This is a genomic window from Bradyrhizobium sp. BR14999 (genome assembly GCF_056106085.1).
The window spans coordinates 1,911,276-1,932,500 of record NZ_CM148536.1 but is presented as its reverse complement, the minus strand read 5'-3'; the positions used below and the strand labels follow the sequence as shown (position 1 = coordinate 1,932,500).

The following is a 21,225-nucleotide window of genomic DNA, read 5'->3' as shown; positions in this document are numbered from 1 at the left end:
ATTTGCTAGGACTTGCGTCTTCGCATCCCATTGTCACCGCCATTGTAGCACGTGTGTAGCCCAGCCCGTAAGGGCCATGAGGACTTGACGTCATCCCCACCTTCCTCGCGGCTTATCACCGGCAGTCTCCTTAGAGTGCTCAACTAAATGGTAGCAACTAAGGACGGGGGTTGCGCTCGTTGCGGGACTTAACCCAACATCTCACGACACGAGCTGACGACAGCCATGCAGCACCTGTGTTCCAGGCTCCGAAGAGAAGGTCACATCTCTGCGACCGGTCCTGGACATGTCAAGGGCTGGTAAGGTTCTGCGCGTTGCGTCGAATTAAACCACATGCTCCACCGCTTGTGCGGGCCCCCGTCAATTCCTTTGAGTTTTAATCTTGCGACCGTACTCCCCAGGCGGAATGCTTAAAGCGTTAGCTGCGCCACTAGTGAGTAAACCCACTAACGGCTGGCATTCATCGTTTACGGCGTGGACTACCAGGGTATCTAATCCTGTTTGCTCCCCACGCTTTCGTGCCTCAGCGTCAGTACCGGGCCAGTGAGCCGCCTTCGCCACTGGTGTTCTTGCGAATATCTACGAATTTCACCTCTACACTCGCAGTTCCACTCACCTCTCCCGGACTCAAGATCTTCAGTATCAAAGGCAGTTCTGGAGTTGAGCTCCAGGATTTCACCCCTGACTTAAAGACCCGCCTACGCACCCTTTACGCCCAGTGATTCCGAGCAACGCTAGCCCCCTTCGTATTACCGCGGCTGCTGGCACGAAGTTAGCCGGGGCTTATTCTTGCGGTACCGTCATTATCTTCCCGCACAAAAGAGCTTTACAACCCTAGGGCCTTCATCACTCACGCGGCATGGCTGGATCAGGGTTGCCCCCATTGTCCAATATTCCCCACTGCTGCCTCCCGTAGGAGTTTGGGCCGTGTCTCAGTCCCAATGTGGCTGATCATCCTCTCAGACCAGCTACTGATCGTCGCCTTGGTGAGCCATTACCTCACCAACTAGCTAATCAGACGCGGGCCGATCTTTCGGCGATAAATCTTTCCCCGTAAGGGCTTATCCGGTATTAGCACAAGTTTCCCTGTGTTGTTCCGAACCAAAAGGTACGTTCCCACGCGTTACTCACCCGTCTGCCGCTGACGTATTGCTACGCCCGCTCGACTTGCATGTGTTAAGCCTGCCGCCAGCGTTCGCTCTGAGCCAGGATCAAACTCTCAAGTTGGACTTGAACTTTGAACCGGCTGATCACAACGTTTGACGAGGTCCCACCATACTCGCGAAGCGATTCACATCGCTTGCGAACTGACCTCAATGAAGAGGCCATGGTGTTACCTTTGAAACGTGTACCGCCGAAGTCTTTCGTCCGGTCTCGATCAGAAAAGCCGAAGCTTTTCAGAAGCGAGACCCGCAAGGACTCCGCCGTCCACGTTTCTCTTTCTTCATCTTCACTTGTCAAACAGCCCGGGACCGTGGAGGCCCCAACCTTCCTGGGAGGAAGGGTTCCGACACCCTTACCGACGATGAATGAACTCCAATCGACTGGTGTCGATTGTTGTGTCACTCAACAAGGTGAGGAGCATCAGTGGCGCGTTCGCTCGCCTTGGTCAGTGACCCGGCGGCGCCGCGCTCAGTGGTTGGGGTTATAGGCCCCACCTTCCGGGCTGTCAACGCCCATCGTCAACAAATCGTCGCACAGTGGATTGGCTGAAAAATTCACGCGATTCCAGGCAGTTAGAAGGGCGTGAGGCGCACGGACGGAGACCGCGCGGAGAAAAAACTGAAAAAAAGTTTGCGCCCCTGCGGGCTCCGGAGGGGGGCTTAGGGGGGCACTTGGGAGGGGACTTGGGAGGCGGTTTGGGAGGTGACTTGGGAGGGGGCTTGGGAGGGGGCTTAGGACGGCGCTTGGTCGGACGCTTGGGAGGCGGCTTGGGGCGCCCTTCCGAGGCGGCCTCCCGCGCCCGTTCCTTCAGGAAACTTTTTCCATATTTGGCGCCGTACTTGAGCCACAATCCCGCGGCGTTCTGATAAGAGACAAGCTTGAATCGCGGGGATGCCAGTGGGGGCTGCCGGCGGTTTTCATGGGGTCAGAGGAAGGCGATCTTGCAGATGACGCGGCCTTCTTCCGGCGTTCGAGAGACATCGAGAGACCTTTTTCCGTTTAGCTGTTCGTAATTTCGGCCGGCCCGTCATCGGGGCCTTCTGACCGCGAACGCCTATGCGGCTTGCCTTTTTCCTGCGATACGCCTCGAAGAGGGCGACCGGGAAGAGGCTCGAGGCGGGGCTTTTGGGTCGTTGATTTGGGGGACTTGGGTTGAACCACAGGACGTCACGCGGCGCTTACGGGCGTGAGACCGGGATCATCGATCTCGGCCACGAGCCGCCGCTGTCCGTCGATGGTTCTGAGGCCGCCGTCATCGATCGCCGTCGTGTCTCGGTACAATGGTTCAGCGGTACAATTCTGACCGGACTCTGCGGCGCGGCCCTGATCGGCGGCGCCGTTTTCGCGTCACTCGACGGCGAGATGACCTTCGCCAAGGTGCCGGAGCGGGTCGAAGGCGCGCTGCGCGGTGCATTCGGCGCAGCCGATCGCGCCGCCTCCCTGCACAAGAGCGACCGGCTGCCGCCGCCGAGCGAATCCACGGCTTCGCGCAACATCGTCCGCGTCTCCACGGTCGCCCGCGTCGGCAACCGCGACGTGATGCGGGTGCGCCCCTTCGTCCGCATCGCCGGCAATCTGTCGATGACGACGAGCGATCTGTCGGCGAAGATCCCGCCGTTCAACGCCCAGCGCCTGCTCACCGACGTCGGCTCCGATCCGAAGACTGCCTCCGACGATCCGAATAATCCGGAAGCGGTCGAGCCCGACGCCGAGGTCTCCTTCGTCACCAAGGACCTGTCGCCGGTGCTGCCGAAGGCCAAGATTTCCGCGGTGGTGGCGCTCGACGACATCCTGATGCGGGTGCGCGATGCCGCCAATTGGCGCGGCAATGGCGGGGTGCGCTACGCCTCGCTCGCCAATGCCACCGCCGACGTCTCCGGCGCGACCGGAGCGTCCGACATGAAGATGGCCTACGCCACCGAAGTGTCGTCGGCCGATCCCTATGCCGGCTTCGAGACGCGCGTGGTGCCGGAAAACGTCACGCTGCTGCCGAAGACCAAGGAGCAGATCACCGGCGGCAATCCCAACGGCGAACGCATCCACATGGTCAAGAAGGGCGACAGCGTCGCCGGCGTGCTGCGCGATCTCGGCGCCACCGCCGACGAGATCAAGGCGATCACCGCAACGCTCGGTCCGCGCGGCCGCGACGGCGGCCTGAAGGAAGGCGAGAAGCTCCGCATCCTGATGGCGCCCGCAAGCCCCGGCGCCCGCCTGCAGCCTTATCGCGTGGTGGTTGCAAACGACACCATGGTCGAGGCGATCGCGGCGCTGTCCGATCTTGGCAAATACGTCGCGGTCGACGTCTCCAGCATGAACACCGTCGCCGACGCTACGGCCAACGCCAACAGCGACGACGATGACGACGATGACGGCTCCGGCGTGCGGCTCTACCAGAGCATCTACGAGACCGCGATGCGCAACAAGGTGCCGATGCCCGTCATCGACGACATGATCAAGATCTATTCCTACGACGTCGATTTCCAGCGCAAGGTGCAGCCGGGCGATTCCTTCGACGTGTTCTACGCCGGCGAAGACGAGGGCGTGACCGCGAGCGAGAAGAACGAGGTGCTGTTCGCTTCGCTGACCGTCGGCGGCGAGACCAAGAAATACTACCGCTACCAGAGCCCCGACGACGGCGTCGTCGACTACTACGACGAGACCGGCAAGAGCGCGAAGAAGTTCTTGGTCAGGAAGCCCGTCAACAACGCCATCATGCGCTCCGGCTTCGGCGGCCGCCGCCATCCGATCCTGGGCTACGTGAAGATGCACACCGGCGTCGACTGGGCCACCGCCTACGGCACGCCGATCTTCGCCTCCGGCAACGGCATGATCGAGAAGGCCGGCCCCGAGGGCGGCTACGGCAAGTATATCCGCATCAAGCATTCCAACGGCTACGAGACCGCCTACGGCCACATGTCGGCCTTCGCCAAGGGCATGGAAGTCGGCAAGAAGGTGCGGCAGGGCCAGGTGATCGGCTTCGTCGGATCGTCGGGCCTATCGACTGGCCCGCACGTCCACTACGAGATCCTGGTCAACGGCCGCTTCGTCGATCCGATGCGCGTGAAGCTGCCGCGCGGCCGGTCGCTGGAGGGCCCGATGCTGGCGAGCTTCGAGAAGGAGCGCGACCGGCTCGACGGCATGATGAGCGGCCGCGGCGGCGCCATCGCCCGCATGTCGGACGCAACCGGCGGACCGCTGCAGGTCATCAACCGCTAAGCCAGCTGAGTGGACTTCGTGGCGAGGCGGCTTGCCGCGTCGCATCAGGTGCCGCGCGTTCCGCTCCTTCATTCAATTTCGCTGGAACCGCAAGGAACACGCTGGACGGTGGCCCGGTTATTTTTGCATGAGGGGGCGGAGCTAACGGAGGATGTCATGGAGAACTGGACGAACGCAAAATGGTGCGACGTCGCGAACCTGATCCTCGGCGCATTCCTGTTCTTCTCGCCCTGGATATTCGGATTCGATGCCGGAGTAGCCTCTCAGAACGCGTATGTCGCGGGCATTGTCATTGCGATCCTGGCCATCGCGGCGCTTGCAGCCTTCGCGGTGTGGGAGGAGTGGCTTAACCTGATCGTCGGCCTGTGGACGCTTATTGCGCCTTGGGTGCTCGGGTTCCAGGGCGCCAAGACGGCAATGACGGTGCACGTCGTGGTCGGCATCTTGGTGGCTGTGCTTGCTGCGGTCGAACTCTGGATGATGTCCCAGAACCCGCCGCGGCTGACGACAAGCCGGTAGCAGGCGAAGCCCCGTCCGCACCACGGCGCGGGCGGGGCCATTATGCAGATATCACTTCCGCCGTATCCGGCAATCCGGCGCCGGAGAGCTACGGCAGCGCCCACGCCCGCACGATCACGAAGACGACCCCGATCGCCGTCAGGCCGAACGAGACGGCCGCCAGCGGCAAAAGGACATCGATCGCGGCATGCGAGCCGCGAAGTTTTGCACCTCAGACCTTGAATTCGCCGGCCTCCCAGTCGTGCAGTGATGTCGGCCCCAGATGCGGCTCGTACGGCATCCGATACCTCCTCCAGAGCCGCGAAAGGGCCCAGGGCAGCAGGATCGCGACTACGAACAGCAACGTGACGAGGCCGAGGGAAAGACTGATGTCACTGCTGCGGTCAAACAGCACCCAGGCCATGAACGCGAACCATACGACAAGGCCGACCGCTGCCCCGTAGATCTTGGGATGAAGCTCGTCAAAGACACGATGATTGTGGGCGACAAGATCTTGTTTCATGGCAAATATCCTGCGCTGCTCTGGGGCAACCCCAGTCCACCGCACCAGTTTCATCAAATCAAAGGGTTCCGACGCCCTCGTCGGGCTGGGACGATGGAACTGTTGGACGCTCAATCGCGATCGCTTGCTGGAAGGCCCGATCCGCAAATCTCGAGAGACCGCGGCGGGCTCGAAGCGATGATGAGCGGCCGCAACGGCGCGATCATCCGGATATCGAATGCGAGTTGGATGCGACGCGAGTGCTGTGCCTCTGACGTCTGATTCACTCAAATGTCATTCCGGGACGTTCATTCCGGGCGCAACTAAGGCGTGAGCTATGATGCGCAATTGCGCATCAGAGAATCCATTTACCCGCGTACTCTGTGGCCCAATGGATTCCGGGCTCCCCGCCCCGCTCGGGCCCGGAATGAAGGAATGAACTGTCGGAATCACAACACCAGTGAAATGAAGTCGCTTCAGTGCGTCACAACGTCAAGTTTCGTTTGCCAAAGCCGTGCGATGGGCGAATACTTTCCGAAAAATGGGAGGTGTCGCCATGAAGAACAGGCTCGCCTGCGCAGCTCTGATTGGTGCAATTTTTTCCATCACGAGCGCATCGGCCGAGACATTGCCGGCAACCTGGGAGGTCACCAAACTCGTCCCGGGCTCCGCATTCCACGGCGTACATGGGCTCGGCATCGACAAGGCCGGCCATCTGTTCGCCGGCAGCGTCGCGGGCGCCGCGCTCTACGAGGTCGACATCGCGGGCGGTACCGCCAAGGTTGCAATCCCCGCTCCGATCGGAATGGCCGACGACATCGCGTTCGCGCCCGACGGCACCATGGCCTGGACCGGCTTCCTCGCCGGCGATCTTTACGCGAGCAAGGGCGACGGCCCGATCAAGAAGCTTGCTTCCGGTCTTCCCGGCATCAACTCGCTCTCCTTCCGCAAGGACGGCAGGCTCTACGCCACCACCGTCTTCCTCGGCGACACGCTCTACGAGATCGACGTCGAGGGCGTCAAACCGCCCCGCCAGATCATGGAGAAGATGGGCGGCCTCAACGGCTTCGAGTTCGGCCCCGACGAAAAGCTCTACGGTCCGCTCTGGTTCAAGGGACAGGTCGCCAAAGTCGACGTCGACAAGGCCGAGCTGACAGTCGTCGCCGACGGCTTCAAGGTCCCGGCCGCGGTGAACTTCGATTCCAAGGGCAACCTGTTTGTGGTCGACACCGCGCTCGGCCAGCTCGTCCGCGTCGATCCCAAATCGGGCACCAAGACCATGGTCGCGCAACTGAAGCCGTCGCTGGACAATCTCGCGATCGACGACAAGGACCGCATCTACGTCTCCAACATGGCCGACAACGGCATCCAGGAGATCGATCCGGCGACCGGCCAGGCGAAGCAGATCATCATCGGCAAGCTGGCCCTGCCCGGCGGCATCGGCGTCACCTCGGATAACGGCAAGGATACCATCCATGTCGCCGACGTGTTCGCCTATCGCACGGTGGACGGTGCCACCGGCGAGGTCACCGAGAAGGCGCGCATGCACGCCGCCGGCGTCACCCTCGAATATCCGATGAGCGCGACGGCGAAGGGCAACGACGTGGTGCTGTCGAGCTGGTTCACCGGCACGGTGCAGGTGATCGACGGCAAGACCGGCGCAACGCGCGACATGCTGCACGGCTTCAAGGCTCCGCATGACGCGATCGTGCTCGCGGACGGCAGCATTCTGGTGGCCGAGCTCGGCACCAAATCGCTGGTCAAGGTGAGCGGTGAGCATGGCAAGGATCGCGCCACGCTGATCGGCGATCTCGAGGGACCCGTGGGTCTCGTCGGCGGATCGGACGGCGAGGTCTACGTCACCGAAGCCTTCTCCGGCGCGGTCTCCCGGATCGACAAGACCGGCGCAAAGACCGTGCTCGCCAAGGAGCTGAAAATGCCCGAAGGCATCGCGCGCGCCAGCGACGGCAAACTGGTCGTGGCGGAAGTCGGCGCCAAACGATTGATCGAGATCGCGCCGGAGACCGGCAAGGTGACCGAGATCGCGGCCAATCTCCCGATCGGCCTGACGGGCGCGCCGGGCGGCCTGCCGACGCATATCCCGACAGGCGTCGCGATCGGCGCGAGCGGCGTCATCTACTTCAGCTCGGACGTGGAGAACGCGATCTACAAGGCGGTGAGGAAGTAACATCCGCCCGAGAAGACCTGACCGCGGAACCCATGCGCGGGTTCCCGGTTAGACGCTGACGGAAGCCGACCAGCAGGAGGATCGCCCATGACGCGCCTCTCACGCGACGATGTCATCAAGGCCGTGGACCGGGCCGACGACGTCACCATCGCCCAGATCATCGGAACCGGCGCGACCGTCGAGGAACTCGCCGAAGCCCAGGCCTGGCTCGCCAATGACGAGCCGATGATCAATGACTTGCGCCCGCTAGCACAGGGACGGGTGCGCGAGCTGGTGGATATTTTGTCGGAGCTGGAAGAGGAAGAGGACGCGACCGATCCAAACGCCACGTCCGCGGCTGGCTAGGCTGTTTCCCCAGAATCGCGGCAGGCGTGAAGCGCCGACGCGAAGTCCGCATTGCTCACAAAGTAGCCGAAGGTGTGCGGCGACGCAACATATCGCAAGGCCAACTAGAAGCGGAAAGTCGAGGCCGGCCAAGCCTTCGCTCGCTTGGCCCGTGTCGGGTGTCCCCGATCGGCCCCAGTGTTTACCTCATGGACCACAATCAGATCGCGTCCACAACAACGTCCACGTTGTTGACATTCTGACCGGCCGCCTGTTGCCGCCGAACCGCTGCCTGAATTTTTACCGGTGCAAATGATGCCCGCGCCTGCCGCTATCCTGCAATTGCTTCGCTTCTCTACGAGTTCGCGTGCTGCATGTGCTGCACGCACCGCTGGCGACTTCTGAAAATCCGATGCGGACAATCATGCAACTCGGACACTAGTTTATTTTCTCTCTAATTCTGAAGGACTTGATGAGATTTCCACACAGCGTAACCAGAGATAGAAAAACGCAGAGACATCGGCTAAGTTGGATCGCGAGGAAGAACAACGTGGGCGGGCGGCAGTATTTTGGCCTACGCTTCCTCGTGCGGGTTGGGGAATATTGAGGGCGCGAGCCACTCGCTTTGCTTTTCGGACTGCTCGTTAGTGCGATGATTGCTGTTGCGTGCGGGGGCACAAGATGCGTTCATTATTTCGGCTTGTTATCTGCGTGGCGATTGGTGGGCTGATTGCAGGGTGCAACCTCTCGGATAGCAATTATTTTCGACAAGGCATCGGCACCGACGTCTATTCTTCTGAACTTCCAAATGCCACCGCTCTCAATGACACCTATGTTGCGCTCATTTGCCGGCAGGCCGGTTTGGCCAATGAGGGGGAGACTTGCGACACCCCTCTGCTCGGACGGTCGTGGGCGACGTTCGTCCAAGCCGGAATGAACGATATCGACCGGCGCTGTGATGCGTACCTCGCCTGGCTCGATGATAGAAAGCGCTCACAGACGCCGGTCCTCAACGAACTCCACGCGCTAAGCGCGGCATCAATCGGAGTAATGAACGCAACCGGTGTCGGCGTGAACCCGATTACGATCGTCGGGCTTGCCTTTGGATTGGCGGCCGACACGTTCACAAATGTCCAATCCCGCCTTGTTCTGGAAGCCAATCATTCGACCGTGCAAGCGGTCGTGCTGGACAATCAGAGCCAGTATCGCCGCGAAGTCATCGACAAGGTGGTCGATAACAAGCCCGCCGCAATTTATCTGCTGCGCGGATACCTACGCATCTGCATGCCGTTCTCAATCGAGACGAGCATCAACAATACGCTGACGGTCTATCATCGCAGCGGAGCGAGTGCTCTGGTTCAGCAACCGGGCGTCTTTCAGAGGCCTGCTTTGATTCCTACGGCCTCGCAGGCGTTCCGGCAGTCCATTCCGGCCAGCCCCACCACTCAGTTGCCAGGTGTGGCTGGACAGCCCGGTCCCAAGCCGGAGGGGATGGTTATTGGATGGCAAACGGACGCCGAAAAGATGCCCATTTCCGTCGGCCGGCGGATACAAGGAAACCTATGCATTGCGAGCTCCAGCGGCAATTTCGATAAAAACACGCAGGAAGGCGCAGACACTCGGGAAGCTATTCGTCAGGCCAAAATAGCTGCGAACATGAGCAGGGTGGCCAAAACGGCACCTGAGCTCTTCAAGCCGGTCAGCAACCAGATCGGCACAAACGACGAAGCCCAGATTTTTCTCAATGCACAACACTGCGAATCCGACCGCTCAGGTACTGATCGCGCGTACGCAACGGCATTCGAGAAGTTCCGCTTTGCCGACGACGTTGCCATCAAAGCCTTGCAACAGACGCTCGCGAAGTGCGATCCGGCCGTCACGCCGACCGGGATATTCGACAAGGCAACGCGGGACGGCATCTCAAAGGCAACGGGCCGGAAGGGCTCGACTGTCCCGAAGACCGATCGGCTCAACGACAAGGCATACGAATGGGTTAGCGGGATCTGCATTTAAGATTCGCTCGTCAATCGCACTTGGGCTCCCAGAGGCAGATTATGACCGAAGTGAAGAAAGTTACGCAGCCACAGTTCTTGCGGAGCGTACCGAAGCTGCAGCCATTCACCTTTATTCCCAGCGATAGCGGCGGGAACCTTCAAGTCGATATCGGCGAGACGGTGAACGTCGGCGCAAAGCCGGATGTCGACGAGACCGTCGATGGAAGAGCGCTGAAATGGATATTTGTCGAAGCCACCACAGGTCAGCAAATCGACAAGCGAAAAGGCTTCGTTCTGGATGAGTTTCTGGCATCGGCAGATACCGACGTTCCCACCTCGGACGGATTCGAGCCCTTCTCCACGCAGGTTAACAGGGAAGACTACGCAAACACCTGCTATTTGCAGGCGGCGTTGAATGGCACGAATCCGGCTTACCTGTATGCGTTGGCATTCGCGTCCAGCGGCGACCAATGGAGCGCCACCGTTGTCAAAACCGACGATCCCCCCGGTGCTCTTGCCTTTGGGGTGTATCGCTTCTCGAAGAAAGCCTGGCAGCAACAGACGACCCAGCCGGAAGCGGAAGGCATAGAGCCCGACGACATCAAGTTTCCGGACGTTCAATGCATCATGGCGGCAATTCTCGCCGCCAAGTCGGCTGAGCTGCTGAAAGGCAAAATCACGGACCGCCCATTAACTGCCGTCGATCTCATGCTCGCGTTTCTTTGTAACGACACAGCCGGTTTTGGCTCGGAAGCGGCAGTGACAATCCTCCAGGCCGACAAGACGAAGTCGGCGGCGACCGTGCTCACGGCGATCTATCCGGATCCATCCGAACGAGCCGCATTCTTCAAGCGCAATGCACACATCTTCAAGGACAACGGCTCAGCCACCATCGACGAGGCGCTGACGGAGTGCGCGAGCCGGCTTGCCGCGGGTTTTGCCGAAGCCGACAAAATTGCTGACGACTCCGACTCAGACGTATTTGGCGACTGCATCCCCTCGATGCCGACAGACCCAATTCCGGACGGCAGCGGTGCCGGTTCAACGACCGGCAATACCGGTTCAGCCACTGGTACAGGCCATGGAGGCGTCACCGTCGCCAGCGTCGCCAATGGCATCGATCGCACGCAGTTTCTGAGCGAACTCAACAGCAACCCTGCACTCATCAAGAAGTCTGCAGACATGGTGAAGGGGGAGGTCGGCTGGGGCGCTCCGCACAACACCAAGCTTGTCCAGCTCGAAACGGCGTTCAACCGTGCCATGGCGCGCGGGCATTCCCTCGCACGGGCTTTGCTATCGACATCGGAAGACAGGCGACGCGGTTATTACCAGGGCGGCGCGAACGGGACCTATTCGCGCCCGGTCACCAGCGCAGAATTCGATGACTTCAAGAAGACTCTTCTGCAGGAACTCCTCGCCGGTTCGAACAAGTCGGAAGAATTGCTGGGCTTTATTGCCACCGGCAACGCCTCACCTCCGACGTCCACCGCACAGTTCGCCAGCGGCACGCGAGGCGGAAACCTTCCGACTGCGCTTCCCAACCATCCGGAGAGCTATTTCGATGAGGGTCCCCACACACATCCGTTCAAACGGTTTCAGGGCGGCGAAGCTGTCGTGGTCCCGAGCGGGCCATCGTCGGGGCCATCCGGTCCGTCGCTGCACGGTGAGCCGCCCGAACACATGGACGGCGACACAGAGGGCCGCGGCCCTTCGGGAGGCAAGTTCAATGTGAAAGCAGGTTCGCCGCTGTCTCCGCAAAGCGACCGCCAGACAGTCACGTTCAGCAATGGTCAAACTGTGGTGGTCAATAAGGCGGTCGCCGAACAATTCCGCGGATTTTTCAATGATCTCATCAAGTTCCATGCGCCCGTGCGTGGCGTTTTTGGATTCGGAATGCGCGGGAACCCTTCAGAACATCCGATCGGATTCGCGACCGATTGGAATCAACAAAGCCGCAACAAGGTTACGGCCGATGTGCAGCAGTGGATCGACAGCCATCGTGACTTGCTCAGAAAGCTCGAGCGGCGCTGGGGCATCAGCGGCGGCGAGAACTGGCACAATCCGGATACGGGCCACTTCTCCATCGAGCGCATTTTTGGCGACCAGCATTTGCAAGCAGCAAAGGCGGCGAGCGCAAGAGACTAGTCACTCCTTCACGGGTCCAACGATCCGGTCGATAATATAGAGGTTGCCGATCTGCCGTGCGACGTGCCCCGAGAACGTGCAATGCTCATCTGTGCAAAATTGATCGAGCTGTGATCTCGCCTTGCTGTTGAGGGGTATCTCGCATGCTGTCAATTTCCCATCGTTGATGTCCAGCGACACGACAACACGGACCCGCATCCCGAAGCGGTAGCCATTGCAGTAAATCTCGCGCGCGAGCGCGGGTGCCGAGAAGGCGAACAAACAAACCGAAGCAAGCAGGGCCTTACGCATTTGCTGTCCTTTCCTTGAAGGGAATATAGCGGCGTTGACGCATTCACACACCTGGAAGGCCAACCATTGTCCAGACTTTGTTGTCATGCGCGTGCAATGAGAGAAACATGACGAAAATAAATCGCCCCGGAGAGAACGACCTCTCCGGGGCGAGTTTATTTGGCGATGAGCGCCGCCGATCAGTTCAGCTTCCGCTTCGACACCGGCGCCTCGAACTGGGCGATCTCCGCGGTCTGTGGCGCCTTGCCGTTGAAGGTCAGCACGTTGCCTTCGGACGAGATCGCAACGCTGTCGCCGTCCCTGACGTCGCCGGCGAGGATCATCTCGGCGAGCGGGTCCTGGAGGTGGCGCTGGATCACGCGCTTGAGCGGGCGTGCGCCGTAGGCGGGATCCCAGCCCTTGGCCGCGAGCCAGTCGCGCCCTGCGGCATCGAGCTTCAGCACGATCTTGCGATCGGTGAGCAGCTTCTGCAGCCGCGCGAACTGAATCTCGACGATCCGGCCCATCTCGCTCTTCTGCAAGCGGTGGAATAGGATGATCTCGTCGACGCGGTTGAGGAATTCGGGGCGGAAATGCCCACGCACCATTCCCATCACCTGCTCGCGCACGGCCGAGGTGTCCTCGCCTTCCGGCTGGTTCACCAAAAATTCCGAACCGAGGTTCGAGGTCATGATGATCAGCGTGTTGCGGAAATCGACGGTGCGGCCCTGGCCGTCGGTCAGGCGGCCGTCGTCGAGCACCTGCAACAGGACGTTGAAGACGTCGGGATGCGCCTTCTCGATCTCGTCGAACAGCACCACCTGGTAGGGCCGGCGCCGCACCGCTTCGGTGAGCGCGCCGCCCTCGTCATAGCCGACATAGCCCGGAGGCGCGCCGATCAGACGTGAGACCGAGTGCTTCTCCATGTATTCGGACATGTCGAGGCGGACCATCGCGGTCTCGTCGTTGAACAGATACTCGGCGAGCGCCTTGGTCAGCTCGGTCTTGCCGACGCCGGTGGGCCCCAAGAACATGAACGAGCCGGTCGGCCGGTTCGGGTCCTGCAGGCCTGCACGCGAGCGGCGCACGGCGGTTGCGACCGCACGCACGGCTTCGGCCTGGCCGACGACGCGCTTGCCGAGTTGCTCCTCCATCTTCAGGAGCTTCTCCTTCTCGCCTTCCAGCATCTTGTCGACGGGCACGCCGGTCCAGCGCGAGACCACCTGCGCGATGTGGTTGGCGGTAACCGCCTCCTCCATCATCTCGCCGGCGTTCTCCTTGGCCTCGATATCCGCGAGCTTCTTCTCGAGCTCAGGAATCCTTCCATAGGCCAGCTCGCCGGCCTTCTGGAATTCGCCGCGCCGCTGGGCGTTGGCCAGCTCGACACGCAAGCCGTCGAGCTCGGCCTTCAGCTTCTGGGCATCGGAGAGCTTGCTCTTCTCCGCGCTCCAGCGCGCCGTCAGCGCCGCAGACTTCTCCTCGAGCTCGGCAAGATCCTTCTCCAGCGTCTGGAGCCGGGTCTTGGAGCCGGGATCGCTTTCCTTCTTCAGCGCCTCCTGCTCGATCTTGAGCCGGATGATCTCGCGATCCAGCGAATCCAGCTCTTCCGGCTTGGAATCGACCTGCATCTTCAGCCGCGCCGCGGCCTCATCCATGAGGTCGATCGCCTTGTCGGGCAGGAAGCGGTCGGTGATGTAGCGGTTGGACAGCGTCGCGGAGGCCACAAGCGCGGAATCGGAGATCCGCACGCCATGGTGCTGCTCGTACTTGTCCTTCAGCCCGCGCAGGATCGAGATGGTATCCTCGACCGACGGCTCGCTGACGAAGATCGGCTGGAAGCGCCGTGCCAGCGCCGCGTCTTTCTCGACGTGCTTCTGGTACTCGTCGAGCGTGGTCGCGCCGATGCAGTGCAGCTCGCCGCGGGCGAGCGCCGGCTTGAGCAGGTTGGAGGCATCCATCGCGCCGTCACCCTTGCCGGCGCCGATCAGCGTGTGCATCTCGTCAATGAACAGGATGTAGGTGCCCTCGCTCGCGGTGACCTCCTGAAGCACGGCCTTGAGGCGCTCCTCGAACTCGCCGCGATATTTTGCGCCGGCAATCAGCGCACCGAGGTCGAGCGAGAGCAGCTTCTTGTCCTTGAGGCTCTCCGGCACGTCGCCATTGACGATGCGCAGCGCGAGGCCCTCGGCGATGGCGGTCTTGCCGACGCCGGGCTCACCGATCAGGACAGGGTTGTTCTTGGTCCGGCGCGACAGCACCTGGATGGTGCGGCGGATCTCCTCGTCGCGGCCGATGACCGGGTCGAGCTTGCCGTCGCGCGCCGCCTGGGTCAGGTCGCGGGCATATTTCTTCAGCGCGTCATAGGCGTTCTCGGCTGTCGCGGAGTCCGCGGTGCGGCCCTTGCGCAGCGCCTCGATCGCCGCATTGAGATTTTGCGGGGTGACACCGCCCTTGTTGAGGATCGTGCCGGCCTCGCTGGTCTTCTCCAGCGCAAGACCGAGCAGCAGCCGCTCGACCGTGACAAAGCTGTCGCCGGCCTTCTCGCCGGCCTTTTCGGCCGCGTCAAAGGTGCGGGCGAGCTCGGGCGCCAGATAGATCTGACCGGCGCCGCCGCCGGAGACCTTCGGCACCTTGTTCAGGGCGTCCTCGGTCGCCTTCAGGATCGCACGGGAATTGCCGCCGGCTCGGTCGATCAGACCGGAAGCCAGCCCCTCAGTGTCGTCCAGCAGGACCTTCAGCATGTGCAGGGTGGAGAACTGCTGGTGCCCCTCGCGCATCGCAAGCGACTGCGCGGACTGGATGAAGCCCCTGGAGCGTTCGGTGTACTTCTCGATATTCATGTCTTTTCTATCCCTCGGCCTGCCCCTGGGGCCCTCTAAGGCACCCCAAATGGCATCTTCACTGGGTTTCCGATTACCGCATTGACGTTTCTCAACCGGTAACGGGTCTCTTTTGCCGGCGTGGCCGCCGGCCTGAGGCAAATGTGGGAAGCGGGTTGCGGATGCGAAAGAGGCGAGTTCACAATTTCGTGCGCTCATGGGCCGCTTGGCGCGGGCCCGTCGAATCCCCTAAGTAGCGGCATGACAGCCAGCCGCACCGCCGAGATTACCGGCCTCTACCGCTACCCGATCAAGGGCCTGACCCCGGAACGCCTGACCCGCGTCCCCTTGCGGAGCGGCCAGACCCTGCCCGCCGACCGCCGCTACGCCATCGAGAACGGGCCGAGCGGGTTCGACCCGGAGGCGCCGCAGTGGAAGCCGAAAATCCAGTTTCTGATGCTGGCGCGCAATGAGCGGCTGGCCTCCCTCGAGAGCCGGTTCGAGGACGCGACCAACCGCCTGACCATCCGCAAGGACGGCCAGATCGTCGCCAGCGGCGATCTCGAAACCGCCGCCGGGCGCGCCGCCATCGAGAGCTATTTCAGCGAGAACTTTCAGCCGGAGCTGAAGGGACCGCCGAAGGTCCTGTCCGGCCGTGACCACAGCTTTTCCGACGTCGCTCGCAAAGTCGTGTCCATCATCAATCTCGACAGCGTCCGCGCCATCGAGACCATGCTGGGCGGCGCCGCGGTCCACCCCCTGCGCTTCCGCGCCAATCTCTACCTGAAGGGCTGGCCGGCCTGGTCGGAGCTCGACCTCGTCGGTCAGACGCTTGCGATCGGTGATGCCCGGCTGAAGGTGGTCAAGCGCATCGTCCGCTGCCCGGCCACCAATGTCGACCCTGTCACCGCAAAGCGCGATCTCGAAATCCCGCCCACGCTCTCGCGCAATCTCGGCCACATGGACTGTGGCATCTATGCCGAGGTGATCGAAGGCGGCGAGATCGGCGTCGGCGATGCGGTCGCGGTGGAAGAGCCGAAGCTGGTGTGACGAGGCACCGCTGCCGTAGGGTGGGCAAAGCGAAGCGTGCCCACCGTTCCTGCTAGCGAACGCTGACGCACCGCGGTGGGCACGGCGCTCTTGCGCCTTTGCCCACCCTACGGCTCCGTCGTTAATTCGGCATCACATACGCATAGATCCGGCCGCGCGAGACCGGCGCCTCGCGGACGCGGTTGCCGTTGTTGCCGGAGATCATGATCGGATTTCCCTTGGCATCGACGCCGGTGATGATGCCGACATGGCCGCCCCGGCCGCCGCGCGACATCACCGCGATGGCGCCGACCTGCGGACCGGAGACGCGCGTGCCGTAGCGCGCGAACGAATTCGCCATGTCGGAGCCGGTGCCCTGATGCCCGGTGTGCTGCAGCACCATGTTCATGAAACGCGCGCACCACAGGCTGCCGCGTCCGGTCGGATTGCCGCCGAGATAGCGGCGCGCCTCGGACACGAGGCCCGATCCGCCGCCGAAGCCGCCGTTGCTCATCGCGTTGTTGGCCATGCCGCCGCTATTGGCGTTCGGATCATAGCTCGCCTGGGTGTTGGCGAATCCACTCGCCTGCAACTGCGCCGCGCTGCGCTCGAAGCGCGAGCTGCGTGCATGGTGGCGGTAGTGATGATGTCTGGCGTGATGCACGTAAACGTGCCGCTCTGCGCTATGACGATGATGCGGCCGCGCTGAGGCCGGAGAAACGAACACGGCGACCGCCGCGAAGAAGAGCGCCAGCGCGACAACACAACGCGACACGCGATACGCAAACAACTCAAACATTCTTCATCCTTGACTGACACCCCCGCTTCCCGCCGGCCCGTGCAGCGGCCGACATCCGAAAGGCCGTTAAGCCGTCCGATGTGGCGAGAAAAAGACGCCGCGTCGGCGAATAGCTGCGATGATCTTGCGTCAATACTCATCTGATGTTGCCGCATTGCGGACAACAGCATTAACTGCGATCCTCCAAATGCGGCTTGAACAGAGGGAAACGGTTAATGCCCCACGCCACGACCAGGGACGACGTCCGCATCTATTTCGAGGAGGCGGGCCAGGGATCGCCGATCATTTTTCTGCACGAGTTTGCGGCTGACTACACCAATTGGGAGCCGCAGATGCGCTACTTCTCGCGCGGTCATCGCTGCATCACTTACTCTGCGCGCGGCTACACGCCCTCGGACGTGCCCGATGGCGAGGTCTATACCTACACGCATTTCTACACCGATGCGCTCGCGGTGCTCGATCATCTCGGGATCGAGCGCGCGCATCTCGTCGGCCTGTCGATGGGTGCCTACTCGTCGCTCCAGATCGGGCTCAACGCGCCGCAGCGCGCATTGTCGATGACGCTGGCCGGCGTCGGCTCGGGCTCGGAGATCGAGAATCTCGACACCTGGCGCAAGCAGTGCCGCGCCAATGCCGAGCAGTTCGAGACATCAGGCTCCGCGGAAGTCGCAAAGGTCACGCGCGAGGCGCCGAGCCGGATTCCCTTCCTGGTGAAGGATCCGCGCGGCCACGCCGATTTCTACGCCGCGCTGGCACGGCACGATGCCAGCGGCTCGGCGCGCACGATGCGCGGCTTCCAGGGCGGCCGTCCCTCGATCTACACGATGACGGACGCGATCAAGAGCGCAACGACGCCCGCGCTGATCATCTGCGGCGACGAGGACGACCCGTGCGTCGGCCCGAGCCTGTTCTTGAAGAAGCACCTTCCGGCGGCCGGGCTCGCAATGTTTCCGAAGTCGGGCCACGTGCTCAATCTCGAGGAGCCCGCGCTGTTCAACGAGAGCGTGGAGCGGTTCGTCACGCTGGTGGAAGCGGGCCGCTGGCCGGTGCGCGATCCGCGGTCGGTGGCGCACTAGAACGAAGGCGTCGCCACACACGCCGTCATTGCGAGCGCAGCGAAGCAATCCAGAATCCCCCGCGGAAAGACTCTGGATTGCTTCGCTGCGCTCGCAATGACGAAAAGCTACTTTCCCTGCCCGCGGCTCAGCAAGAACACGCCCTGCTCGCCGAACATGTTCCACACCCACCACGGCAGGTTCAGCGGCACCGGGCGGCCGTAGAGGTCGAGCGCCACCGAACGCTCCATCTTGACGTTGATCTCGTCGCAGAGCTCGACGAAATCCTTGATGGTGCAGAAATGAATGTTGGCGGTGTCGTACCAGGTCGCCGGCAGGTTCTCGGTGCGCGGCATGTGGCCGCCGATCAGGAGTTGGAGCCGCATCTTCCAGAAGCCGAAATTCGGGAACGAGACGATGGCGCGGCGGCCGATGCGCAGCAGATTTTCCAGCACCACCCGCGGCTGCCGCGTCGCCTGCAGCGTCTGCGACAGGATCACGTAGTCGAAGGCATCGTCGGGATAGTTGACGAGGTCGGTGTCGGCGTCGCCCTGCACCACCGCAAGCCCCTTGGCGACGCAGCGGTTGACGCCCTCGCGCGACAGCTCGATGCCGCGACCGTCGATGCCGCGCGTTTCCAGCAGCTGGAGCAGATCGCCCTCGCCGCAGCCGACGTCGAGCACCTTCGAGCCCGGCTTGACCATCTCGGCCACGAGCCGATGGTCGGCGCGAAACTGACCGGACGGCCCGGCCGCAACGCCATTCAACGGCAGCACTTCCTGTACCGACATCTTAGCCACCTCTGCCGTCGAGACCGCGTGCCTTGCCTGCCGATTGCAGGAAGGCACGCGAGATGTCGAAGAATTCGGGCACGTCGAGCAGGAAGGCGTCGTGACCGCGATCGGTCTCGATCTCGGCGAACGACACCCGAGCACTCGACGCATTCAGCGCGTGCACCAGGGCGCGCGATTCCGAGGTCGGGAACAGCCAGTCGCTGGTGAAGGAGACCACGCAAAAGCGCGTCTTGATGCCGGCGAACGCCTTCGCCAGCACACCGCCATGGTCGGCGGCGATGTCGAAATAATCCATCGCGCGCGTCAGGTAGAGATAGGAGTTGGCATCGAAGCGCTCGACGAAGGACGAGCCCTGGTAGCGCAGATAGGACTCGACCTGGAAATCGGCATCGAACGAGAAGGTCGGCAGCTCACGGTCCTGCATGCGGCGGCCGAATTTTCGGTGCAGCGCGGCGTCGGAGAGATAGGTGATGTGCGCCGCCATGCGCGCGACCGCTAGCCCGCGATGCGGATGGATGCCGCGGTCGGCATAGCCGCCATTGTGCCAGTCGGGATCGGCCATCACCGCCTGGCGGCCGAGCTCGTGGAACGCGATGTTCTGCGCCGAGTGCCGCGTCGAGCAAGCAATCGCCAGTGCGGAGTACACGCGAACAGGATAGGCCGCGGTCCATTGCAGCACCTGCATGCCACCCATCGACCCGCCCACGACCGCGAACAGCGTGTCGATGCCGAGCCGGTCGATCAGCATCGCCTGCGCGCGCACCATGTCGGGAATGGTGATGACAGGGAAATCGAGGCCCCAGACCTTGCCCGTGGCGGGATTGATCGACGCCGGCCCGGTCGAGCCCATGCAGCCGCCGATCACGTTGGAGCAGATGATGAAGTAGTGTTGAGGATCAAGCGGACGGCCGGGGCCGACCAGCGTCTCCCACCAGCCGGGCTTGCCGGTGACGGGATGCACATTGGCGACATGCTGATCGCCGGTCAGCGCATGGCAGATCAGAACGGCGTTGGAGCGATCGGCGTTCAATTCGCCATAGGTCTGGTAGGCGATCTGGAACGGCGACAGATCGATGCCGCAATCGAGCCGTAGCGGTTGATCGGCGCCGAAATACATAATCTGCGAACTCGGATGATCGACCTCGTGCGACCGATCATCGGTGCTGATCGCAGGACTCGGTATCGACTTGACGCTACCCATTTTGACCATCGACCTCGTTTGCGATCGGACTTCAGACCGCAGTGACATCAGGCCATGAAAAACCCGGCCTGAACGATAGGTTCGGCCGGGATCGGAAGCGTCCCCGGCCTGTTTAGCGAGTTTTTTAACGTGGCTGCAAGCCGGCCGGCTCAAATGACCACGGAACAGGCAAAAACTACCGTCTGGGGCGGTTTTCGTCAAGTCGCGGCCCGGATCAACCGGATTTGCCTCCGAGCGGTCGATCGAAAAGGCCGTCATTTCTCTTTGCTTTCGCTGCCTATCCTGCCTAATCAGGATAGACCGCAGCTGACCGCTTTTGCGGATCGGCACCTCTCAACAGCTCTTTGTCAGTCATGTCCCAACGTCCGCCCGCGCCACCATCGCTTCAGGAATTGCGCAAGGAGATCGACGCGATCGACGAGGGCATGCATCGCCTCCTGATGCTGCGCGGCGACATCATCGACCGTCTAATCCAGGTGAAGCAGACCCAGGAAGTCGGCTCGGCGTTCCGCCCGGCGCGTGAGGCCGCCATGATGCGTGACCTCGTGCAGCGCCATCGCGGCATCCTGCCGCTCGACACGGTCGAGAGCATCTGGCGCGTCATCATCTCGACCTTCACCTATGTGCAGGCGCCTTTCTCCGTGCATGCCGACATCTCGGTGAGCGAGCCGGCGATGCGCGATTCCGCGCGCTTCCACTTCGGCTTCACCGTGCCTTACGTCGCGCATTTCAGCGCGCAGGCGGCGGTCGAGGCGGTAGCGAAGTCCAAGGGCGATCTGGCGCTGGTCTCGGCCACCTCGAGCCGCACGCCGTGGTGGCTGTCGCTCGAGGAAGAAGGTGCGCCAAAGATCATCGCGCGGCTGCCCTTCGTCGAGCGCGCCGACCATCCGGCCGCGATGCCCGTGTTCGCGGTGTCGCGGGTCGCCGACAGCGCCCTGGTGACGGAGGTCGAGACCTTCAGCGTCCGCGTCTCGGGCTGGAACGCCGACGTCGCGCGCGCGCTGTCGCCGCTGGCCGAGATCGTGGCGGTGCCCGATACCGCCTTTGACGGCGCCGCCCTACTGGTCTCGGTCACGAGCGCGACCAGCATCGACAAAATCAAGGCTGCCCTGATCGAGGCGAGGGCCTCGGTGCGCTCCACGGCTCTCGTCGGCAGCCACGCAACGCGCTATACGGTGCCCCCGACCGGGCCGAAATCGTAAGTCGCGAGCCGTCCCGCCAATCCGG

At 62.3% G+C, this 21,225-nt stretch carries 15 protein-coding genes, 1 rRNA gene and 1 riboswitch (1 of these 17 cut by a window edge); of the genes, 9 read left to right on the top strand and 7 right to left on the bottom strand.

Annotated features, from left to right (window positions below):
• A 16S ribosomal RNA gene (locus ACR9YP_RS08930) occupies positions 1-1,227 on the bottom strand; it reaches 262 nt to the left of the window's first position.
• Positions 1,228-2,316: 1,089 nt separating this feature from the next.
• Here ACR9YP_RS08930 and ACR9YP_RS08925 point away from each other — a divergent pair.
• Together ACR9YP_RS08925 and ACR9YP_RS08920 are read left to right on the top strand one after the other, a co-directional pair.
• On the top strand, positions 2,317-4,380 hold the full coding sequence (locus tag ACR9YP_RS08925) for a M23 family metallopeptidase (RefSeq protein ID WP_474219418.1): 2,064 nt from the start codon (positions 2,317-2,319) through the stop codon (positions 4,378-4,380).
• 156 nt (positions 4,381-4,536) lie between these two features.
• Positions 4,537-4,899, top strand: coding sequence for an SPW repeat protein (locus ACR9YP_RS08920; protein WP_370990202.1), 363 nt, complete (start codon positions 4,537-4,539; stop codon positions 4,897-4,899).
• A gap of 211 nt (positions 4,900-5,110) precedes the next feature.
• Here ACR9YP_RS08920 and ACR9YP_RS08915 read toward each other — a convergent pair whose 3' ends face one another.
• On the bottom strand, positions 5,111-5,401 hold the full coding sequence (locus ACR9YP_RS08915; protein ID WP_474219417.1) for a hypothetical protein: 291 nt from the start codon (positions 5,399-5,401) through the stop codon (positions 5,111-5,113).
• Between the two features lie 535 nt (positions 5,402-5,936).
• Between ACR9YP_RS08915 and ACR9YP_RS08910 the strand changes: the two genes are divergently transcribed.
• From ACR9YP_RS08910 to ACR9YP_RS08895, 4 genes are all read left to right on the top strand, one after another.
• Positions 5,937-7,568: a Vgb family protein gene (locus ACR9YP_RS08910; RefSeq protein ID WP_474219415.1), complete on the top strand. Its 1,632-nt coding sequence runs from the start codon at positions 5,937-5,939 to the stop codon at positions 7,566-7,568.
• An 87-nt stretch (positions 7,569-7,655) separates the two neighbouring features.
• On the top strand, positions 7,656-7,913 hold the full coding sequence (locus ACR9YP_RS08905) for a hypothetical protein (protein WP_474219414.1): 258 nt from the start codon (positions 7,656-7,658) through the stop codon (positions 7,911-7,913).
• A gap of 660 nt (positions 7,914-8,573) precedes the next feature.
• Positions 8,574-9,905 (top strand): hypothetical protein, encoded by a 1,332-nt coding sequence (locus ACR9YP_RS08900; RefSeq protein ID WP_370990155.1) that lies wholly within the window; start codon positions 8,574-8,576, stop codon positions 9,903-9,905.
• Between the two features lie 41 nt (positions 9,906-9,946).
• Positions 9,947-12,031, top strand: coding sequence for a hypothetical protein (locus tag ACR9YP_RS08895; RefSeq protein ID WP_474219413.1), 2,085 nt, complete (start codon positions 9,947-9,949; stop codon positions 12,029-12,031).
• Here ACR9YP_RS08895 and ACR9YP_RS08890 read toward each other — a convergent pair whose 3' ends face one another.
• Both ACR9YP_RS08890 and clpB read right to left on the bottom strand, forming a co-directional pair.
• Complete coding sequence (locus ACR9YP_RS08890; RefSeq protein WP_370990157.1) at positions 12,032-12,322, bottom strand: hypothetical protein; 291 nt, start codon at positions 12,320-12,322, stop codon at positions 12,032-12,034.
• Between the two features lie 179 nt (positions 12,323-12,501).
• Complete coding sequence (gene clpB, locus ACR9YP_RS08885) at positions 12,502-15,141, bottom strand: ATP-dependent chaperone ClpB (RefSeq protein WP_474219412.1); 2,640 nt, start codon at positions 15,139-15,141, stop codon at positions 12,502-12,504.
• 240 nt (positions 15,142-15,381) lie between these two features.
• Between clpB and ACR9YP_RS08880 the strand changes: the two genes are divergently transcribed.
• Positions 15,382-16,170, top strand: coding sequence for an MOSC domain-containing protein (locus tag ACR9YP_RS08880; protein WP_438103119.1), 789 nt, complete (start codon positions 15,382-15,384; stop codon positions 16,168-16,170).
• 121 nt (positions 16,171-16,291) lie between these two features.
• Here the strand turns inward: ACR9YP_RS08880 and ACR9YP_RS08875 are convergent, their stop codons facing one another.
• Positions 16,292-16,948, bottom strand: a complete 657-nt coding sequence (locus ACR9YP_RS08875) for a TIGR02594 family protein (RefSeq protein WP_438103121.1) — start codon at positions 16,946-16,948, stop codon at positions 16,292-16,294.
• A 215-nt stretch (positions 16,949-17,163) separates the two neighbouring features.
• On the opposite strand from ACR9YP_RS08875, the gene ACR9YP_RS08870 reads away from it, so the two are divergent.
• Positions 17,164-18,024: an alpha/beta fold hydrolase gene (locus tag ACR9YP_RS08870; protein ID WP_474219410.1), complete on the top strand. Its 861-nt coding sequence runs from the start codon at positions 17,164-17,166 to the stop codon at positions 18,022-18,024.
• Between the two features lie 107 nt (positions 18,025-18,131).
• On the opposite strand, the gene metW is transcribed toward ACR9YP_RS08870, so the two are convergent.
• Together metW and metX are read right to left on the bottom strand one after the other, a co-directional pair.
• A complete protein-coding gene (metW, locus tag ACR9YP_RS08865; protein ID WP_370990162.1) occupies positions 18,132-18,794 on the bottom strand; it encodes a methionine biosynthesis protein MetW in 663 nt (220 codons plus the stop codon).
• A gap of 1 nt (position 18,795) precedes the next feature.
• Positions 18,796-19,998, bottom strand: a complete 1,203-nt coding sequence (metX, locus tag ACR9YP_RS08860) for a homoserine O-acetyltransferase MetX (RefSeq protein WP_474219409.1) — start codon at positions 19,996-19,998, stop codon at positions 18,796-18,798.
• 91 nt (positions 19,999-20,089) lie between these two features.
• A riboswitch (SAM riboswitch) is annotated at positions 20,090-20,169 on the bottom strand.
• Positions 20,170-20,351: 182 nt separating this feature from the next.
• On the opposite strand from metX, the gene ACR9YP_RS08855 reads away from it, so the two are divergent.
• Positions 20,352-21,200 (top strand): chorismate mutase, encoded by an 849-nt coding sequence (locus tag ACR9YP_RS08855; protein ID WP_438103122.1) that lies wholly within the window; start codon positions 20,352-20,354, stop codon positions 21,198-21,200.
• Positions 21,201-21,225: the final 25 nt, after the last annotated feature.

Coding starts and splice junctions, on each gene's coding strand:
- ACR9YP_RS08920 (WP_370990202.1), top strand. CDS start 4,537: ATGGAGAACTGGACGAACGCAAAATGGTGCGACGTCGCGAACCTGATC.
- ACR9YP_RS08915 (WP_474219417.1), bottom strand. CDS start 5,401: ATGAAACAAGATCTTGTCGCCCACAATCATCGTGTCTTTGACGAGCTT.
- ACR9YP_RS08910 (WP_474219415.1), top strand. CDS start 5,937: ATGAAGAACAGGCTCGCCTGCGCAGCTCTGATTGGTGCAATTTTTTCC.
- ACR9YP_RS08905 (WP_474219414.1), top strand. CDS start 7,656: ATGACGCGCCTCTCACGCGACGATGTCATCAAGGCCGTGGACCGGGCC.
- ACR9YP_RS08900 (WP_370990155.1), top strand. CDS start 8,574: ATGCGTTCATTATTTCGGCTTGTTATCTGCGTGGCGATTGGTGGGCTG.
- ACR9YP_RS08895 (WP_474219413.1), top strand. CDS start 9,947: ATGACCGAAGTGAAGAAAGTTACGCAGCCACAGTTCTTGCGGAGCGTA.
- ACR9YP_RS08890 (WP_370990157.1), bottom strand. CDS start 12,322: ATGCGTAAGGCCCTGCTTGCTTCGGTTTGTTTGTTCGCCTTCTCGGCA.
- clpB (WP_474219412.1), bottom strand. CDS start 15,141: ATGAATATCGAGAAGTACACCGAACGCTCCAGGGGCTTCATCCAGTCC.
- ACR9YP_RS08880 (WP_438103119.1), top strand. CDS start 15,382: ATGACAGCCAGCCGCACCGCCGAGATTACCGGCCTCTACCGCTACCCG.
- ACR9YP_RS08875 (WP_438103121.1), bottom strand. CDS start 16,948: ATGTTTGAGTTGTTTGCGTATCGCGTGTCGCGTTGTGTTGTCGCGCTG.
- ACR9YP_RS08870 (WP_474219410.1), top strand. CDS start 17,164: ATGCCCCACGCCACGACCAGGGACGACGTCCGCATCTATTTCGAGGAG.
- metW (WP_370990162.1), bottom strand. CDS start 18,794: ATGTCGGTACAGGAAGTGCTGCCGTTGAATGGCGTTGCGGCCGGGCCG.
- metX (WP_474219409.1), bottom strand. CDS start 19,998: ATGGGTAGCGTCAAGTCGATACCGAGTCCTGCGATCAGCACCGATGAT.
- ACR9YP_RS08855 (WP_438103122.1), top strand. CDS start 20,352: ATGTCCCAACGTCCGCCCGCGCCACCATCGCTTCAGGAATTGCGCAAG.